The sequence below is a fragment of the Chondrinema litorale genome (assembly GCF_026250525.1).
In the GTDB taxonomy this organism is placed as follows: Bacteria; Bacteroidota; Bacteroidia; order Cytophagales; family Flammeovirgaceae; genus Chondrinema; species Chondrinema litorale.
The window spans coordinates 196,516-214,387 of sequence record NZ_CP111044.1 but is presented as its reverse complement, the minus strand read 5'-3'; the positions used below and the strand labels follow the sequence as shown (position 1 = coordinate 214,387).

Below are 17,872 nucleotides of genomic sequence, written 5' to 3'. Positions count from 1 at the left end.
TCAAACAACCTTCTGTTCTGATTAGGCTATTTTTTCATACCAAATGAATATGTTTTTCCTTTCTCAGTTTCTACATCAAATTGTAAAGTTTGAGGCAATGCCAACTTGCTAAAATTCACTTGATTAGAAACCAAAGGATCTTTAATTCCTGCTTTTTGAAAGAATGGATTTGGGTTATCCCCTTCTGCAACTGCTAACTCAAAACTACCTTCTGGTTGTAGTTCATGAGGCACTCTCAAACGCAGCTTTCCACCCAAATTAGATTGAATAGTTAATGTTTTAATTTTACCGTTTTCCCAAGTAAGTTCTTTTATATCAAAACCACCTCTAGCTCTTAAACCTTTTACGGTTCCAGTTTTCCAACTATCTGGCACAGCCGGAAGTATTTGTATTGCGCCATCGTGGCTTTGTACCAACATTTCTGCAATACCAGAAGTACAGCCATAATTGCCATCGATCTGGAAAGGTGGATGCGCATCAAACAAATTTGGATAAGTACCTCCTTTGCTAGAACTTTCCCCGATTGGTACAGGACTCAGTTGATCTGCGATTAATTTAAATGCCCTGTTGCCATCTAGCAATCGTGCCCAAAGGTTAACCTTCCATCCCATTGACCAACCAGTTGATTCATCTCCTCTGTAAACTAGAGAGTTTTTAGAAGCTTGAAATAATTCTGGATGCGAATAAGGCGAAATCTGATTAGAAGGGAATAATCCGTATAAATGAGAAACATGTCTGTGTTTGTCGTCTTCTCTGTCCCAATCGTACATCCATTCTTGCAACTGGCTCAATTTTCCAATTTGCATCGGAGGTAATTTTGCTCTTTTCTGCTCAACTATCTTTGCAAAATCAGTATCAGTATTGAGCACATTGCTAGCAGTAATTAAATTAGAAAACACATCAAAAACCAATTGATTATCCATTGTAGTTCCTGCTGTAATAGAAACGCCACTGTGATGCGAATTTTCTGGTGACATAGAAGGTACAACTACCAACCAACCATGTTCAGGCTCTTCTTGAAGCACATCTACATAAAATTGTGCTGCTCCTTTTAAAATGGGATAAACTTCTTGCAAAAATGCCTCATCACCAGAATATAAATAATGTTGCCATAAATGCTGACTCAACCATGCGCCACCCATTGGCCACAAGCCGTAAAATGCGCCATCAACTGGCCCTGTCATTCGCCATAAATCGGTGTTGTGGTGCATGTTCCAACCACCTGCACCATACATTTCAGTAGCCGTTTGCTGGCCAGTTACCGATAAATCTTTGAGCATATCGAAAAGTGGCTCATGCATCTCAGGTAAGTTAGTTACCTCTGCCGGCCAATAATTCATCTCAGTATTGATGTTAACTGTGTATTTGCTATCCCAAGGTGGGGCGATCATGTCATTCCAGATTCCTTGTAAGTTCGCTGGTTGACCTCCCGGTTGCGAGCTTGAAATCAACAAATATCTACCGAATTGAAAATAAAGTGAAATGAATTGCGGATCGTTGGCAGTTGCAAATTCTTCAATTCTAACATCAGTAGTTTTTTTAAGAGAATCTGTTTCTCCAAGATCAAGACTTACTCTATCGAATAGATTTTTGTAAAAAGCTGTATGCTTGCTCAGTGCTGAATCGAAAGAATTGTTAATTGCTTTATCTAAATATTGATTAGCAGTAGCTAATGCATCACCAGAAACATCTTTATAATTTTTAAAATTGGTTCCTACTGAAATATATAGCATTACTGAATTAGCCGACTTGATACTCAAACCGTTCTTAATCTTACTCAATTCACCACCATCCAACACTGGTTTGCAAATGGTTACAAATTCTACTTTACCTTTCTTACTATCAAAATCACCTGATACTCCTGAAAGCTTTAAAATACCATTTTCTGATTTTACTGTGTGGTTCTCTTGCGGACTATCGAAACCAAGGTTTAAATTGATGCTTCCTGCAGCATTAGCAGAAAGTTTGATCATAATCACATTATCTGTAAAAGAAGATATTATTTCCCTTTTATAATTCACTCCATCTAACTCGTATGAAACCGACGCCACCGCATCAGAAATATTTAAATCGCGGTAGTAGTTTTCTACTGAATTGTGCCCCGGAAATTCAAGGAAAAGGTTTCCCACAGTCTGATAAGGCATCCCATAATTATTATCTTCTGCTGCATACCTTGGCAATGCTTCCATAGCCAATTCGTGCGGTTCTTTGTGCTTCCCTGCAAATATCAATTTTCTAATTTCAGACAGTTTATCTTTTAAAGCTGGCAAAACATTGTTTCCCGGTTCGCCTGCCCAAACAGTTTCTTCGTTGAGTTGAATTTGGTCTTTTTCTGTGCCACCAAAAACCATAGCACCTAATCGACCATTACCAATTGGAAGCGCTTCATTCCAGTTGCTTGCAGGTTCATCGTACCATAACTTGTAGTCTTTTTCTTCTGTTGTCGTTTGTCGATTATCTAAACAGCTGATTAAAAAAATTGATAGTAATAAAACTGATAAAGTATATCTCATACCGTGTGAAAATAAGCGTAACATTTGTTTAAATTTATCCTAAAAAAGGAGGAAGTTAATCCTCCCTTAATTTACAAAACTTCCTGATTCTTTACTCCCAACCCGGACTTTGATTTACTCCGGTATTTTTGTTTATCTCAGAGCGTGGAATTGGTATGTAATAGAATTTATCTTGCCATTCTGGTCGTTCAATAAGCACTTTTTCTACATAGTAAAGTGAGTTATCTGGCATCCTGAAAATATCTACTCCTCGTATGTCTTCCGATTCAACTTCTGGTGCAATTTTCCATCTTCTTATATCGAAAAAGCGATGGCCTTCAAACACTAATTCGATTCGTCTTTCATGCCTAATTCTATCTCTTAATGCTTCTCCTGTTAAACTTTCGTCTAAGTCTGGCATGCCAGCTCTTTGCCTTATCAAATTCACATATTGTTTGGCTGCACTTTCATCACCCAATTCATACATGGCTTCTGCATAGTTCAAATAAGTTTCGCCCAATCTAAAGAATATCCAAGGCTGAGGATAACCACCATTTGACCTACTGATGATCAAGTTTTTATCTATAAATTTTTTAAGACTATAAGATGTCCTTGAATTATCGCCATTTACTTTGTAGCAATCGATACCAGTAATACCTGTTAGAATTGGATCGCCATTGCCATCTAAACCAGTTGCTTCTTGGGACACATCGTACTCTGGACTTGCAGCTCCACGTGCATCTGGTCTAAAAATATCGCCTTGATAAATTACAGATTGATAGAATCTTGGGTCTCTATTTACATATGGGTTTTGCGGATCGTAACCAGAAGCTTCGTTAATTGTGCCATCTGCATTTAAGATTAACTCACCATCGGCAGTTTCGTAATCTTCAATCAAATTTTGAGAAGGAGCATTTCTGCCTCCCCAACCTCCCCAACCACCATAAGTGTGATTGGTATTCAAGAAAGTAACTAAATGACCATTGGTTTGGCTAAAAGTACGCACATAAATCTGCTCGTTGTTTTCATCTAAAAATGTATTCTCGTATTCTGGTTCTAGTGCATATGCACCTAAGTCAATGATTGCTTTCGCAGCATCAGCCGCTTTTTGCCATTTGCTTACATCACCTTCTGGGTTTTCTAACTCACTCGCAGCATACAGATACAATCTTGATTTTAATGCCATTGCAGCATGCTTGGTAGCTCTACCAAAATCACCATCGTTTGGTGCATATTGATCTGGTAAGCTGTTCATAGAAGCATCTAGCTCTGTAATGATGTAATTGAGCACTTCATCGTAAGAATTTCTGGCAAACTGTACTTCGTCTCCTAATTCATAAACTTCATCTACGATCGGAACTCCACCGTATCTCCAAAGCAAATTAGCATACACAAAAGCTCTAATAAAGCGCACTTGCGCCGTTAACTCTTCTTGTCTGTCTGCTTAAACAACAGAGTTTTCAATCTCTTGTAAAAAGATGTTCGATTGCCTGATGTATTGGTAGCCTCTCTCGTAATAATCTATCCAGTTACTACTTTGCCCGAAACCTGAGATATTATCTGCATTCCAAGTTCCTAATAACCAAGTATTGTCACCATATGCTTCGTCGCAGTATTTAGACCACAAGTGTCTTTCGAAACCGTGAGGAACTCCCTGATACAATTGATTTACATACAATTCAACCAAATTTGCATCTCCCCAAACTTGCTCAGATACAATTCTATCTGATGGAGTGATATCCAGATAGTCTTTTTCACAACTGAATAAGGCTAAAATAAATAGTGATATCCAAATTATATTTTTATGCATAATATTCGAGATTTAGAATGAAACATTAACACCGGCATTAAACACTCTCAACTGAGGATAGTAATTCGCATCTGTTCTGCTAGAATTCGGATCACTACCATCTGCCCTACCTTCCGGATCCATAAAGTCTATCTCACTCAAAGTGAAGACGTTAAATGCGTTGAGATACACGCGTAAATTGCTCAACTTCAATTTTTGGGCAACTACATTTGGTAAGGTGTAACCAATCTCCACGTTTTTTAACCTTACAAAAGAGGCACTGTACAAATTGAATTCGCTGAACTGAGCAAAGTTTCCACCTGAAGCCGGCATGGTTCCATCGATGTTATCTACTGTCCATCTGTCTTGAGCTCTGATAACTGCACTGTTGCTAGCACCACCCAAACTAGTTATACCCGGAAAATACAATGCTCTTGCCTGACCTTGGAAGAAAAGGCTGAGGTCAAAGTTTTTGTAGTTGAAATTCATATCCATACCAAAAACTACCTCTGGTGTATTAGATAAATTCGTTCTATATTGATCGTTACTGTTGATCAACCCATCACCGTTTTTATCTACATATTTTAAATCACCCGGTTTTGCATTGTCTAAGTGAGGAGTAGCATCAATCTCTTCTTGAGTTGAATAAATGCCGTCTGTTGGCCAGATGAGCACAGCACCAATTGGGTTACCAGTTTGGTTTTGGTAATCTTCTCCGGCTGGTACTTCATCAAAGAATACATATTTATTTCTGGCGAAAGACACATTACCACGTATCTTATAATTTAACTTATTTATTCTGTTGAAGTGAGTTAGCACTAGCTCAAAGCCGTGGTTTTCTACTTCACCAATGTTTTCTGGAGGTAAGCCAGGGAAACCATAAGTGCTAGAAATACTCAATTGCCTTTGTGCCAGAATGTTCGTTCTGTTTTGCTTAAATACATCTAGTTCGATTCCTAATAGATCATTCCACAAAGAAGCTTCGAAACCAACGTTGGTAGTTCTCAAAACCTCCCAAGTATACGTTGGGTTCGGCAATACTACCGGATACAAACCTAATACATCGGTTCCCCCAAAGTTGTAAGCTGTACCGATTGAATAAGCACTTAAATAAGCATAAGATTCATCGATATTGTCATTACCTAATTGACCATAAGAAGCTCTAATTTTCAAAAAGTCTATAGCTGTTGCACTTTGTAAAAATGGCTCTTCTGAAGCTACCCAACCCACAGAAACTCCCGGGAAGAATCCGTAACGATTATCTTCTGGAAAAACTGGTGAACCGTCGTATCTAAATAAGAATTCAGCCAGATATTTTTCGCTAAAGTTGTAAGTGGCTCTACCGAAATAGTTGTCTCTTCTTGTAAGATAAGAAGAACCAGATGTACTTTGGTCAGCAGGGTCTGAGCTACCAAAATTGATGTCTGGCAATGAGGTTGTCGGAAAGTTTTTTCTAAATGCTGAGGCACTATTTCCTTTTGTTTGTGCTCTTTCTGCACCAAGCATCAAATTGATGTTATGTTTTCCAAAATCTCTTTTGTAGTTCGCTCTGATGTTATAAGTGTTTACAAACATTCTGCTGAATGCATCAGTAACAGTTGGGCTAGAGATTACATTAGATTGCAAATAGTTATACTCCTCAGTTGCTGGATCGTACTGCCAGTAGAAATATGGTTTCTCGAATTTTTTATCAAAACCATTTGTAAAATCGAAGCTATAAGAACCTACAAAAGATAAGCCTTTCACAAACGGTACTTTATAATCTATAAACAAAGAAGTTTGTATTGGGATACTTTCTTGTCTTAAGTAACCTACCTGATCGCGCAACAATGGATTTTCAGTAAATCTACCCGGAGCAATTAATCCGTTTGGATAGCGGGTATGCAATGTTGGCTCAGCAGAAAGAATATTCACAAAGTTTACCCAAGTACCAGTTGATGGATAATTCCTTTTCTCTAGCCTACCAGCTAAGTTCAAAGAGACTTTAAAGTTATCAGTAATATTCGCATCAATATTAGATCTTAGGTTAAACTGTTTGTAATTAGTTGGGTTGTTTTTGAAGTGACCATCTTGGTTTTGAGCACCAATCGCAATAAAATACTGCACATTTTTACTACCTCCATTTACAGACAAATTCATCTTATTCTGTAGCGACCAAGATTTTAAAGTCTCATCTACCCAATCGGTATTAGGATGAGTAAGCGGACTAGAACCATTTCTGAATATCTTCATCTGTATAAAGAGCGGTAGTTGCTCCATTTCTTAACTCAGCTTCGTTTCTTACTTCTGCGTAAGTAGCAGCATCTAACACATCCAAAATTCTGGTTGGCTGGCTAAAACCTTGATTAAAACTAAAATTGAACTGTGGTTTATCGCTAATTACTCCTCTTTTAGTTTTAATTAGAATAACACCATTCGCTGCTCTCGCACCATAAATTGCAGCAGATGCATCTTTTAGAACAGTAATACTTTCTATGTTTTGAGGATCAATTCTACCTAAACCATCAGTTGGTCTAATTACACCATCAACAACCAGTAATGGCTGAGTATTTCCAAAAGTACTTCTACCACGAATAAGAATTTGTGCATCATCTCTACCCGGTTCACCAGTTTGGTTAGTGGCAATTACACCCGGTAATCTACCTTGTAAAGAGTTACTGATGTTGGGCACTGGGCTTCTTTGAAGAACTTCACCAGAAGTACTCACTACTGAACCAGTTAATGTTTCTTTTTTCTGCTCACCGTAACCAATTACCACTACTTCTTCTAGCTCTTCCAGATCGGCTTCGAGCGTAACATTTATCTGACTTTGGTTATTTATTTCCACTTCTTGGGTGAGAAAACCGATATAGCTAAACTGCAAAATATCGCCGCTAGTGGCATTTAGAGAGTAATTACCATCAAGATCAGTTGTAGAACCTGTGGTAGTTCCTTTTATAATTATACTTACTCCCGGCAGTGGTTCGCCATCTTCTTTAGAAGTTACTACACCCGAAACTTTTATCTGGGTGATTTCTTCAATTACTTTTTCTTCTACTACAGGATGTTTACTTTCTAAAATACTTAGCGAAATGGTATTATTCACTCTCTTAAAAGACAAGCCTGTGTCTTTAGAAACCTTTCTGAGAATGTTTCCGAGCGACTCACTATTATAGTTGAAGCTAAAAACATTATCCAGCCTTTTTATATTACCCGCCTCGTAAACAAATATAAAGTCTGTCTTTGCTTCTATTTGGTTCAGCACCTCCTTTATAGAAGCATTTTTCACATTTACTTCCAAATAAACATCATTGATACTCTTCTGTCCGTAACTGTCTTTGGCAGTAAGCACAGAATAAAGTAATGACTGAAGTAAAAGTCCAAACAATGCTAATTTAGACATGTATAAAACTTGGTGTATTAATTTCAATTTCATATTTTTAATTGTATTGATTAGAAAATAGTCAATCATGTCCTTATTCGCCTGGTCTCCGTTCGCCAAAACTTGCCCGGGCAATAAGGATGTTTTACAATATGCATTCAACCCATTTTACTATTGTAAATGATGTTTGAGGTTGAATTAAAATATGAGGAAATTAAGTACTGTCGAATGTGTAAAAGTCATTTTTCATCTTCACATAAATTAAATTTCAAATTATCATTTGCTTCTCAATAGAGAATAATGTGTTAGTTAATTAGTAAATAGTTACTTGCTTATTTTCAATTTTATAATTGAATTTACTAGCATAGCTCAACGTTTCCAGAATATTATTAAGATTTTCGTTGTTGTATCTTCCAAAAAATTCTTTCTCTAAAATTACCTTCTTTTTTACCTGAAACTCCACTCCATACCATCTCTCTAACTTCTCCACAATTTTGTTAAAAGGCTCTCCACTAAAAATTAAAACTCCCTTTCTCCAAGCAACCAAATCTGTATTGAATAACCCTTTTTTTAATTCTTTTGAGCTTTTATCAAAAGAAACCATCTCGTCTGCTGTAAGCAAAAATGTATTCGTATCAGGCGTTTCTTCAGACTCCACTTTTACTTTACCTGTAATTACACTTACTTCAATATCTTTATTTTCTGGGTAAGCATTTATGTTAAATGATGTCCCCAAAACAGTAGTTTGCAAATTATCTGTATGAATAATAAATGGTCTGTTTTCGTCTCTAGCAACATCAAAAAAAGCCTCTCCTTTTAAATAAATAATTCTTCTGTCTTTAGAAAAAGTCTCAGGAAAAAGCACCTCACTCTCAGAGTTTAGTTTGATAGATGTACCATCGCTCAAAACCAAATCTAGCTTTTGCCCTTTAAGTGTGCTCTTTGTTATATAAGCAATTTCTTTTGGTTGAACTGGCTCTTCTTTTAGCTTCGAATAAAAAACCCAAGCAGCCAGAATAAACAATGTAACTACTGCTGCAATTTTATAAATGTTATAAAACGGCTTTTGCTCTACTGGCTGTTGAACCATTTTACTTTGAAGATTACTGTATATTTTGCTACCAATTATATCCATCTGGTTAGAAGAATAATCGCTCTCGGCTTTTTCATTTTGCTGGCTGGCAGCTAAAAAATCTTCTAGCAGCTTTTCTTCTTGCAGCGTGCAATCTCCTCGTAAGTATTTTTCATATAATTGGCTTAGCTCTTTCTTATCCATAAATGAACAGTATTATGTTCCCTTTTATAGTTAAGTACCGCTAGTCGACAAAAGGTACTATGCACACTAAGAAAAAAAATGTTTCTTTTAAGAATTGAGGAAAATGTAAAGGATAAGTATGAATGAATTGATAGATGCTCTAATGAATTTAAGCGCCTTACTTACCTGATTTTTAACGGTTTGCGTAGAAATATTTAGCTTTTGGGCAATCTCTTGATAAGACTTTTGCTCAAACCTACTCATGTAAAAAATTTCTCGGCATTTTTCAGGAAGTTGTGATATGGATTTGTCTAGCAACTGCTCTAACTCTTCTACATTGATGTATTCTTCGGTGTTATTTACAAACTGAATTTTGTTGATTAATGAAAGGTGTTTTTGCTCAATTTCATTCTTTCTTAAATACTTGAAAATTTGAAATTTAACTGACTTGTACAAATATGCTTGCAAGTTAGAAATGAGCAATTCCTTTCTTCTATTCCACAAATCCAGAAAGATTTCTTGAATAATATCTTCGCAAGCAGGCTGATTTTGAATTACATTATAAGCATACTTATACAACCTAGCCCAATACCTTTGATAGATTTCTAAAAATGCAGCTTGCTCGTCTTTGCGAATAAATACGAGAAGCTTATCATCTGAAAAGTCACTATAGATGTTAGATTTAGTCATTTCCATATATCACATGTGATAAATATAGAAACTTTCCAGATGAAAAGAAATTTGTACAGCTTTTACTCTGCTTTTACCAGTATCTCATTTGTAGTAATTCCACTTTCGTTAAAAGCTTCAATTTTAAAATAATAGTCTAATTGGCTATTTAAAGTATTGATCGTTAGCTCATTTTCTCCATAAACTATGTAATTCTGGTAAAGCTTATCTTTTTCAGTACCATAGCTTATGTTATAACCAACAGCATCTGTAGACTTTGTCCAATTGAGGTTTACACTTCTTTTATCCTCTTTCCTTTTTGCAGCTAATTGTTCGATTTTGCTTGGTAAATTTCCATCGCCGATACCAAATACTCTAAAACCACTGATAGCAAAATTACCTCCCGGCACTGCTTTGTTAGTTACTTTTAAATACCTACAAGCCACTACTTCTGGTAGCTGCATATATTGATGTGAGTTATCTGTTTTATTATTTGAGGCATCAATCAGCATTTTCCAATTAGCATTATCATTAGAATATTCCACTTTATATTGATGCTTCAAACCTTCTTCTCTTCCATAAATATCTGTGGCATATTCTGCAAAATTGAGTTGTAATGCATATACATCATAGTCTTTTTCCAGATCGATTACAGCATACTCCCCTGCGTTTCCGCTAGAAGCTGCCCAGTAAGTTCTAATGTCTTCATCTAAGATATTTTGTGCTGGCAATGAATCGATATTTGATGAGGCTGTCACTTTCTTACCATAAGATAAAAGCATCCACTCTGGGAAAATCTCCTTTATATTTTCGATCTTCTTTTGGGGAATAATCAATGGAAAATCTGCATATTTTGTATTGGCGTATAGTGTTCCATCTTTATCAAAAAACGTTGGATACAAACCCAACCTCCGCTCAAACATATGTTTTTGAGAAATGGTAATAGTTCCTATATGCCAATAATTACCATAGCGATCTTCAAAGGTACTTCCATGACCTGCACCTGTAGCAAAGCCTTCTGGTTTATAAGCAAATGGATTATGCTTTTGTGGTTCATAAGGGCCTAAGGGATTATCAGAAACATAAACTGCATCTGCATAGCTTTTATATTCAGTCCCCGGGCCAGAATATTGCAAATAATATTTCCCATCGTGTTTGTTTACCCAAGCTCCTTCTATCCAAGGACTTTGCCCGACAATGGTATTGTAATCGCCTGGCACTTCCCAACCAAACTCTTCTGGATTAGGATATTTTAATGCTTTTGGTTCACCTATAAAAGTAAAATCATTTTTATAGTCTAGCTCAACACCATATAGTGGATTTTCATTGGAGCATCCCCAATACAAATAGAGTTTATTATCATCATCTAACAAAAATGCAGGATCCCAAACAGGCATTTCTAGTTCTTCTTTTGCTACTGTCCACTTTCCACTCATCGGATCAACCGATTTATATATCGTACTTTTCTCGTTAGATGATGCCAAAAAGAAAACTGTATCTGCAATGGCAACTACTGTTGGCGCATATTCTTCTGTTGGTATTTCATCTGTCTGGATAAATTCCCATTTTAATAAATCTTTTGAATGCCAATATCCACCAGACTTTGAGGCAAAAAGAAAATACCTATCCTTAAACCACATAATAGTTGGGTCTGCAGCTTCCCTTCTCGATGGTTTTTCTAAACCAAATCGGTAACTCAAATCTAATGGATTACAAAATGTATCTAGGGTAATTGTTTTTTTAGGAAGCTCTTGTTGGCAAGCAATGATTGCGCATGCCATGATGATAAGTATTGTAAATCGTTTCATTGTTTGTATATGTTGCTAGGTAAACCAAATATATATACAACAGATGAATGATGTTAATGAAACTAGGTAATGTTTAATTGGATATTTAAAAAAACTTCAATTTATGGTTTTGATCCTAAAAAAATTCAAGTTTCTAAAGTTTGAGGAGAGCCTAATTAAAAAAAGAAAAGGAGCTACAAGTGATTGAAGCTCCTGAAGTATAAAAAATCTAGCCATAATTTGATACTACAAATTAAAAATATATTCCAAAAAAATGGCATGTTTTATAAATTAATTTATCTTAATATGATAATATTTAATATTGAAAATCCTCTTAACTTTCTTTGCTGTTGATCTTCTGAAGTATATCACAAAACACCTTTACTGCTTTTTTCTCATACACATCTTTAAGCGAAATAATCATTGCAGACCTCGTCATGCTTTCACCTGCAATTGGCACAGCGTGTAATTCTTTTACATCGCTTACAGTCGTTTGAGCCAAAACGGTGTGCCAATTGCCTGTTTTTACAATATCTAGCAAAATCTGGATATCGTTTATCTCAATCGAAATTTTTGGAGACAGCTTGCTTGTAGTAAATATTTTATTGATGAATTTTGTAGTACTAAAGCCTTTTGCAGGCAAAGCCAATGGCATTTTAGCAATTTCTTCTAAAGTAATAGTCTCTTTCCCTTCGATGAGAGATTTATTTGAGGTTACAAATGTCATGGGAGAGCTAAACAGATAAGTGTAGTTAAAATGTTCTTCATCCATGCTCTCTCTAAAAGATAGCACAAAATCTAGCTCTAATTGATTGAGCTTTTCAAACAACTCATCGGAAATACCAAAAATCACTTGCACCTGAATATCAGGATACTTTTTAGAAAATTCGATTAGCGCAGGTGTGAGAAACGATCGGATGCCATAAGTAACTCCAATAATTATTTTACCTGTCTTTAGATTATTCAAATCTTTCATGGCCAAAAAGCCGTCATTCGCTTTGTTTAAGCTTTGTACAGCATGTTCGGCAAACATTTCACCTGCTTCTGTTAGTGCAATTCGTTTTCCTATTCTATTAAAAAGCAATACATCCAACTCAATTTCTAACTGCTTAATCTGTTGCGACAAGGTACTCTGACTAATAAATAAACTGTTTGCAGCTTCGGTAAAATTGAGTAGTTCTTTGGCTTTAAGAAAATAGCGGATTTGTCTGAGCTCCATTTCTAAATCGGTTTTATCGATTGATTTAATAGAAAAATAACGTTTTGCAAATTAAGAATACATCCACACATTTGCATAAAAAAAAAGATGAATAATTTGCTAACTCTAAAAAAATCAGACACAATCGTACTCAGCAGTAGTTTTATGCTTGGTCTGGCTCAGATTTTACTCTGGGGAGGTTCATTTTTCATTTTGACTATTTTGGCTGAGCCGATCATGAAAGACACAGGTTGGTCTCAACAATATGTGTATGGATCGTTTTCACTGGCTTTGATGGTTTCGGGTTTGTTATCTCCTAAAATCGGTAAGTTCATCCATTCGCTAGATAAAAATATTATGCTACTCTATGCAGGAGTAGTAATGGGTGTTGGGTTGATCACCATCGGGCTAGCACAAAATATCTATTTCTTTATATTAGGTTGGGCGATTATTGGAATTGCCATGAGTATGGGTTTGCATGATGCACTTTTCGCTTCTCTGGGGAAAAAATACGGCATGCAAGCTTCGCAGTTCATTATCCAGATTACCTTGATCTCCGGATTTGTTACAACCATTATCTGGCCGATATTGACCTATTTAGTTTCTACTTATGGGTGGAGAATCACTTGTTTTATTTATGCCATTGCGTTGATTGTATTTATAGTACCGATACATTATCTGACTATATACACCAATGGAAGAACTGAGAGCATAAAAAACGATTTAAATAAGTTAGAAGGAGAAAGTATAAGTGTAACTTCTAATAAATCTGTCTATTACTTATTGCTCATCAATTTTACCATAGGCTCAATCTTAATGACAGGACTATATGTGCATTTGATAGATATTCTTACTAACAAAAACATTTCTTTAAAAGAAGCTATTGGTATTAGTGCATTGCTTGGTCCATGCCAAGTGGGTGTGAGAGTATTGGATATTATATTTTCTAAGAAAACACCCATTGTAACTGCTGTGATTTCTTCCATCTTGGTATTCTCAGGTTTATTGATCTTGTTATTTAGCCCAGAAATATCATTCTTAGGAATTGCCTTTTTCGGATTTGGTAACGGTATGCGCTCTATTCTAAGAGGAACTCTCCCACTTTGGATTTATGGTTCAGATTCTTATGCAAGTATTATGGGTCAGTTGGCACGTTTCCCTCTGATTGCGCAAGCATTAACTCCATTTATAGGTGGGCTTATAATTCAATATTTTGATATTACCTACTTTTTAGAGTTTCTATGTGGACTTGCAGTCCTCAACATATTGATCATGTTTATATTAAAGAAACAAGTATTTCAAGTTAGAAATACTTGATTTCTTTATTGACTGAAGACTTAAATAACAAAGTATAAATCAATACAATTTATCATATTATTCATAATCTAACCAAGCCGTCACTTGAGCTGTTCGATCTGTTGCAAAACGAATCCATCTAGCTTGAAAACCTTCTGGGAAGCTAAATGCTAATTCTTCTCCGGGTTTTACGGTAAACTGTCTGTATTGCATCCATTCACCAGTTCCAACGGGATCTGCTTCTAAAGTAAAAGTGATAGTCTCTTTTGCATTGTGAGACAATGTTAACTTTTTCTGATCGTAAAAACCGATTAAATAAGGATCGGAATATTCATTTGCTTGCACCTTTTGCTCTTTCCAAGGACCTCCATGCCCTACTGGTTTACCTAATTTCCACAAATCGTCTATCACTCCCGCCCAAACTGCTGCTTTGCCATCTTTAGAGCGAATAATATGTTCATTGTCAGTTTTTGCGTCTGGTTGAATGCCTGTCATAATCAACATACCTCGATAGCTGGCATAATCGTGAATTGCCAAATTGTGAGAAGAAATCGGTCTTATTTTAGCAAAACCATCTGCATTTTCTGCGGGCAATTCGTAGAAAGTACCATGCGCATTAAACAAATCTCTTTCGGTGGCTACTTCTCGGTCTAATCGTAGAATTGAGCTCTGAGTTTTCTCAGTATATGCTGAATTTCCTAAAGGCAATCTCCATCTTCTGCCTTTATCATCAACTACCAAAACAGAAGACTCATCTATAATAATTACATCTTTAGGAATCGCAAATTTGTTCTCTATAAAACTAGCTGTTTCAGCATCTTCTTTTTTAACTAAATCGAGGTTTTCATCTAACTCATAATATCCATTGCTAGTGAATTTTCCATTACTTATATCTCCACTCACAATTCCTAGAGCTCTTCTGTTGTCACCTAATCCATAAAGTAACCCACCAATGTATTGAGCATTCTCGACTTGAGCAGTACCTGCATATATTGGAGAAGTTTGAGCAACTTTTCTAGATTGATCTGTATAACTAAAATGGATTGTTCCCTGCGTATTTTTATCAACTTTTACTCTTACCCACTCTCCTATTTCATTTGGATTAAATTGAATATTATTTGATTCCTCTGCACCCAATTTAACTGTTTTGAACTCCTCCCAATTGCCATTTCCTGATTTATCTACTTCAAAGGTGAAGTTTACATCTTGATTTCCCTTATTTTGAATCCAAACCATTCTTTGATCCCAACCAGAAAACAAGAATGGATCAGAGGGTTCATCTTTCCTGATTTCTTCATCGATGTACAAAGCACCTTCTGCCGTATTTGCCCCTAAATTATCTGGCTTGTTTAAAGAAGTGAACCACAGATTTGAATTGGATTGCCCCGGCCCTTCAATATCTCCTTTTACTTTTCTTTTGTTCAAGAATTCTTTTTGAGCAGAATCATCACAACCAAAAACTAATTGCCCATTCCATTGTGTAAAATCGCCAATAACTTTTAAATAAGCCGATTTTGGTCTAATGCCCGTAGTATTTTCTTTATCAAAAGTCTTTGGGAAATCCCAAAACATACCATGCATGGTCATTAGATAATCTGGTAATTCTTTAGAGCCAATATTCCTAATTCTCGGCCATTCTGTATTCCAACCATGTGCCCCATCGTAACTGTGGCTTGCTTTAGGCAACCTGTAAAAACTCCAACCAGTTTCGTGATCTCGGGTGCCTAAAATAACAGATTTATGATCCCATCCGGTAGCCCAAATTGGATCGGTTTCGGGGTTTTCATTCCCATAAATGCCACCCGGACCTGTTACCTCTACAAACTGATTTCTTCTGATCGTTTTCCAGTTTTCACCATCCCATTCAGCTAAAACACCCGCAGTTATATCAAAGTCGGTTTTAGCTTCTGGAACACCTTCACCATTGTTTGTATACACCATAACGCCTTGCCCGGAATACAATCCTTTGCCGTGCACACCCGGCAATAAATCTTTAAAAATCTGGCCGCCACTCTCATCACCTTGCACACCATTTCCATCCTGATAAAGCTCGTTGACTGCCAATGTATGTACATCAACTTCATAAAACCCCTCTTCCATAGTGCCATAGTAAATTTTATTTGCAGGATCAGTTAAATGCCTCGCATTGCCAGTATGCCTGCCTTGCATTTTTTCATAAGGAATCGTTTTGATATTTCCCTCATTACTAATTGCATATGGCCCTATAAATAATTGCTCACTTTCTTGGTGAATCATTCTATTTGCAGGAGTGCCACCAATGCTTTCTGGTCTAACTATTTGCTCCAAATCAGGTGTAATCTCATACAATTTATCTGATGAGCCATTGGGTTTATGAGGCGCATAAGTTACTACCCAAAGCTTGCCAGCCCAAGGAACTACAGCGCCCGTTCCGCACTCACCTTCATTGTTGTAATATGCCAAATGCGGATAAATACCGCTTATCTGTTTTCGTTTCTCTGTTTTTTTAGGAGGAGTACATTGAGTTATAAAAGCAGCAACTAGTATTAGAGATAAGATTAAATTGAGTTGATACTGCTTTATTTTTAGGTTGAAGAAGTTTTTCATTTTCTTATTATTTAAATATCTGTAAGTCTTGATGGCTAATTTTCTTTTAGGATTTTAGCCCGATGTGATTCGATGAAACTATTTAATCTCTCGATGATTTGAGTATATCCTTTTTGTAATGCAAGATTATCCTGTTCATTAGGGTCTAAAATATTATCATAAAGTTCTAAGAAGTATACTTTATTTAGCTGATTGTCTTGGTAGGTGACTATGTATCTGTATTGACCATCAAAAACTGTAAGATTAGGCTTAGCTCCACCGTAACTTCCTAAACCCTCATAAACAAATGCTTCTCTCCAATTTGGGTTTTCGTCTCCTAATAAAGGCACAATACTTTTACCATGCATATTTTCAGGAATTGAGATTCCAGCTAAATCTAACAAAGTAGGTGCAATGTCTATATTAAGTACAATTTGATTTTTCGAAGATTTTTCGATTCCCTCACCTAATATAAAAAATGGAATTTGAGTTGATGGCTTGTACGGTAATACCTTACTTGTAAAACCATGTTCGCCTAACATCCAACCATTATCACTTACAAAAATGATATAAGTATTTTCCATTAATTCTTTATCCTCCACTGTTTTAATTAATCTACTCAGAGCATCATCCATTTCGGTAATTACAGCATAATACTCTTTAACATGTTTTTGAATAGCCTGAGAATCCGGATAACCATAATCTTTAGACTTGGTAAAGTTTCGAACCTCTTTTAGATAAGCAGGTTTTTGAGAAAGATCTTCACCTCGGGTAATAGGAACCGGCATATCATTTTGATTGTATTTATTGAGTGTTTCCAGTTTTGCATTCCAAATTAGGTTACCATTCATGTGTGGTAATTGGGTGCAATGGAATAGAAAAAACGGTTGTTCATTTTCTGCCACCGATTCTAAAAACTCAATGGACCTATCTACACAATACTCATCGCAATGCTGTGCTGGCCTTACTTCTTTTTCTTCATCTTGAATTAATCTATTATAATAAGCCCCATTACTTTCGAAATAGACTGAGAAATCAAAACCAAGCATTTTTGGTTTTTGACCTAAATGCCACTTACCAGAAAATCCAGTTGTGTAACCATTCTCTTTAAGGTACTGAGCTACACTTTTTTCACCTTTATTTAAATCACTGCCAAGTTCTAAAACTCCATTTGCACTGCCATATCTCCCAGTAAGTATTGCAGCCCTACTCGGACTACAAAGCGAAAATACCGCATTAGCATTGGTGAAAATCGCAGCATTTTGAGCGAGTTTATCAATAGCAGGTGTAATAATTATATCATTACCGTTTGCACCCAAAGCATCCATTCTTTGATCATCTGTAAGAATGACTATAAAATTGGGTTTAGTTTGCTTCAGGTTTTGCGCTTCAGCATTGATCCAAAATATTATTAATATAAGACTTATATATCTTTTCATGATGAATGAAATGATGGGCTG

12 protein-coding genes and 1 pseudogene are annotated in these 17,872 nt (G+C 36.1%); 1 reads left to right on the top strand and 12 read right to left on the bottom strand.

The features are described from left to right. Nucleotides 1-26: 26 nt before the first annotated feature. From OQ292_RS21170 to OQ292_RS21125, 10 genes and pseudogenes are all read right to left on the bottom strand, one after another. Nucleotides 27-2,537, bottom strand: coding sequence for a glycoside hydrolase family 95 protein (locus tag OQ292_RS21170; protein WP_284686427.1), 2,511 nt, complete (start codon nucleotides 2,535-2,537; stop codon nucleotides 27-29). Nucleotides 2,538-2,604: 67 nt separating this feature from the next. Then, nucleotides 2,605-3,678, bottom strand: coding sequence for a RagB/SusD family nutrient uptake outer membrane protein (locus OQ292_RS21165; protein ID WP_284686505.1), 1,074 nt, complete (start codon nucleotides 3,676-3,678; stop codon nucleotides 2,605-2,607). Beyond that, nucleotides 3,664-3,921 (bottom strand): annotated as a pseudogene (locus OQ292_RS21160) (RagB/SusD family nutrient uptake outer membrane protein); the annotation flags it as partial. The gene OQ292_RS21165 and the pseudogene OQ292_RS21160, both read right to left, overlap by 15 nt. A gap of 15 nt (nucleotides 3,922-3,936) precedes the next feature. Next, the gene (locus tag OQ292_RS21155) at nucleotides 3,937-4,302 is read right to left on the bottom strand and encodes a RagB/SusD family nutrient uptake outer membrane protein (protein ID WP_284686426.1); all 366 of its coding nucleotides are present in this window, start codon (nucleotides 4,300-4,302) and stop codon (nucleotides 3,937-3,939) included. A gap of 12 nt (nucleotides 4,303-4,314) precedes the next feature. Beyond that, nucleotides 4,315-6,513 carry a SusC/RagA family TonB-linked outer membrane protein gene (locus tag OQ292_RS21150; RefSeq protein ID WP_284686425.1) on the bottom strand — a complete coding sequence of 733 codons (2,199 nt, stop codon included), beginning with the start codon at nucleotides 6,511-6,513 and terminating at the stop codon, nucleotides 4,315-4,317. Then, on the bottom strand, nucleotides 6,488-7,696 hold the full coding sequence (locus OQ292_RS21145; RefSeq protein ID WP_284686424.1) for a carboxypeptidase-like regulatory domain-containing protein: 1,209 nt from the start codon (nucleotides 7,694-7,696) through the stop codon (nucleotides 6,488-6,490). Before OQ292_RS21145 ends, OQ292_RS21150 begins: the two co-directional genes overlap by 26 nt. Nucleotides 7,697-7,955: 259 nt before the next feature. Then, nucleotides 7,956-8,918: a FecR family protein gene (locus tag OQ292_RS21140; RefSeq protein ID WP_284686423.1), complete on the bottom strand. Its 963-nt coding sequence runs from the start codon at nucleotides 8,916-8,918 to the stop codon at nucleotides 7,956-7,958. An 87-nt stretch (nucleotides 8,919-9,005) separates the two neighbouring features. Further along, on the bottom strand, nucleotides 9,006-9,593 hold the full coding sequence (locus tag OQ292_RS21135) for an RNA polymerase sigma factor (protein ID WP_284686422.1): 588 nt from the start codon (nucleotides 9,591-9,593) through the stop codon (nucleotides 9,006-9,008). 56 nt (nucleotides 9,594-9,649) lie between these two features. Then, the gene (locus tag OQ292_RS21130) at nucleotides 9,650-11,374 is read right to left on the bottom strand and encodes a family 43 glycosylhydrolase (protein ID WP_284686421.1); all 1,725 of its coding nucleotides are present in this window, start codon (nucleotides 11,372-11,374) and stop codon (nucleotides 9,650-9,652) included. Between the two features lie 313 nt (nucleotides 11,375-11,687). Beyond that, nucleotides 11,688-12,572, bottom strand: a complete 885-nt coding sequence (locus OQ292_RS21125; RefSeq protein WP_284686420.1) for a LysR substrate-binding domain-containing protein — start codon at nucleotides 12,570-12,572, stop codon at nucleotides 11,688-11,690. 87 nt (nucleotides 12,573-12,659) lie between these two features. On the opposite strand from OQ292_RS21125, the gene OQ292_RS21120 reads away from it, so the two are divergent. Beyond that, nucleotides 12,660-13,868: an MFS transporter gene (locus tag OQ292_RS21120; RefSeq protein ID WP_284686419.1), complete on the top strand. Its 1,209-nt coding sequence runs from the start codon at nucleotides 12,660-12,662 to the stop codon at nucleotides 13,866-13,868. Nucleotides 13,869-13,925: 57 nt separating this feature from the next. Here OQ292_RS21120 and OQ292_RS21115 read toward each other — a convergent pair whose 3' ends face one another. Further along, the gene (locus tag OQ292_RS21115) at nucleotides 13,926-16,433 is read right to left on the bottom strand and encodes a hypothetical protein (RefSeq protein WP_284686418.1); all 2,508 of its coding nucleotides are present in this window, start codon (nucleotides 16,431-16,433) and stop codon (nucleotides 13,926-13,928) included. A gap of 35 nt (nucleotides 16,434-16,468) precedes the next feature. Beyond that, the gene (locus OQ292_RS21110) at nucleotides 16,469-17,851 is read right to left on the bottom strand and encodes a sulfatase-like hydrolase/transferase (RefSeq protein ID WP_284686417.1); all 1,383 of its coding nucleotides are present in this window, start codon (nucleotides 17,849-17,851) and stop codon (nucleotides 16,469-16,471) included. Nucleotides 17,852-17,872: the final 21 nt, after the last annotated feature.

Coding starts and splice junctions, on each gene's coding strand:
- OQ292_RS21170 (WP_284686427.1), bottom strand. CDS start 2,537: ATGTTACGCTTATTTTCACACGGTATGAGATATACTTTATCAGTTTTA.
- OQ292_RS21165 (WP_284686505.1), bottom strand. CDS start 3,678: ATGGCATTAAAATCAAGATTGTATCTGTATGCTGCGAGTGAGTTAGAA.
- OQ292_RS21155 (WP_284686426.1), bottom strand. CDS start 4,302: ATGCATAAAAATATAATTTGGATATCACTATTTATTTTAGCCTTATTC.
- OQ292_RS21150 (WP_284686425.1), bottom strand. CDS start 6,513: ATGAAGATATTCAGAAATGGTTCTAGTCCGCTTACTCATCCTAATACC.
- OQ292_RS21145 (WP_284686424.1), bottom strand. CDS start 7,696: ATGAAATTGAAATTAATACACCAAGTTTTATACATGTCTAAATTAGCA.
- OQ292_RS21140 (WP_284686423.1), bottom strand. CDS start 8,918: ATGGATAAGAAAGAGCTAAGCCAATTATATGAAAAATACTTACGAGGA.
- OQ292_RS21135 (WP_284686422.1), bottom strand. CDS start 9,593: ATGGAAATGACTAAATCTAACATCTATAGTGACTTTTCAGATGATAAG.
- OQ292_RS21130 (WP_284686421.1), bottom strand. CDS start 11,374: ATGAAACGATTTACAATACTTATCATCATGGCATGCGCAATCATTGCT.
- OQ292_RS21125 (WP_284686420.1), bottom strand. CDS start 12,572: ATGGAGCTCAGACAAATCCGCTATTTTCTTAAAGCCAAAGAACTACTC.
- OQ292_RS21120 (WP_284686419.1), top strand. CDS start 12,660: ATGAATAATTTGCTAACTCTAAAAAAATCAGACACAATCGTACTCAGC.
- OQ292_RS21115 (WP_284686418.1), bottom strand. CDS start 16,433: ATGAAAAACTTCTTCAACCTAAAAATAAAGCAGTATCAACTCAATTTA.
- OQ292_RS21110 (WP_284686417.1), bottom strand. CDS start 17,851: ATGAAAAGATATATAAGTCTTATATTAATAATATTTTGGATCAATGCT.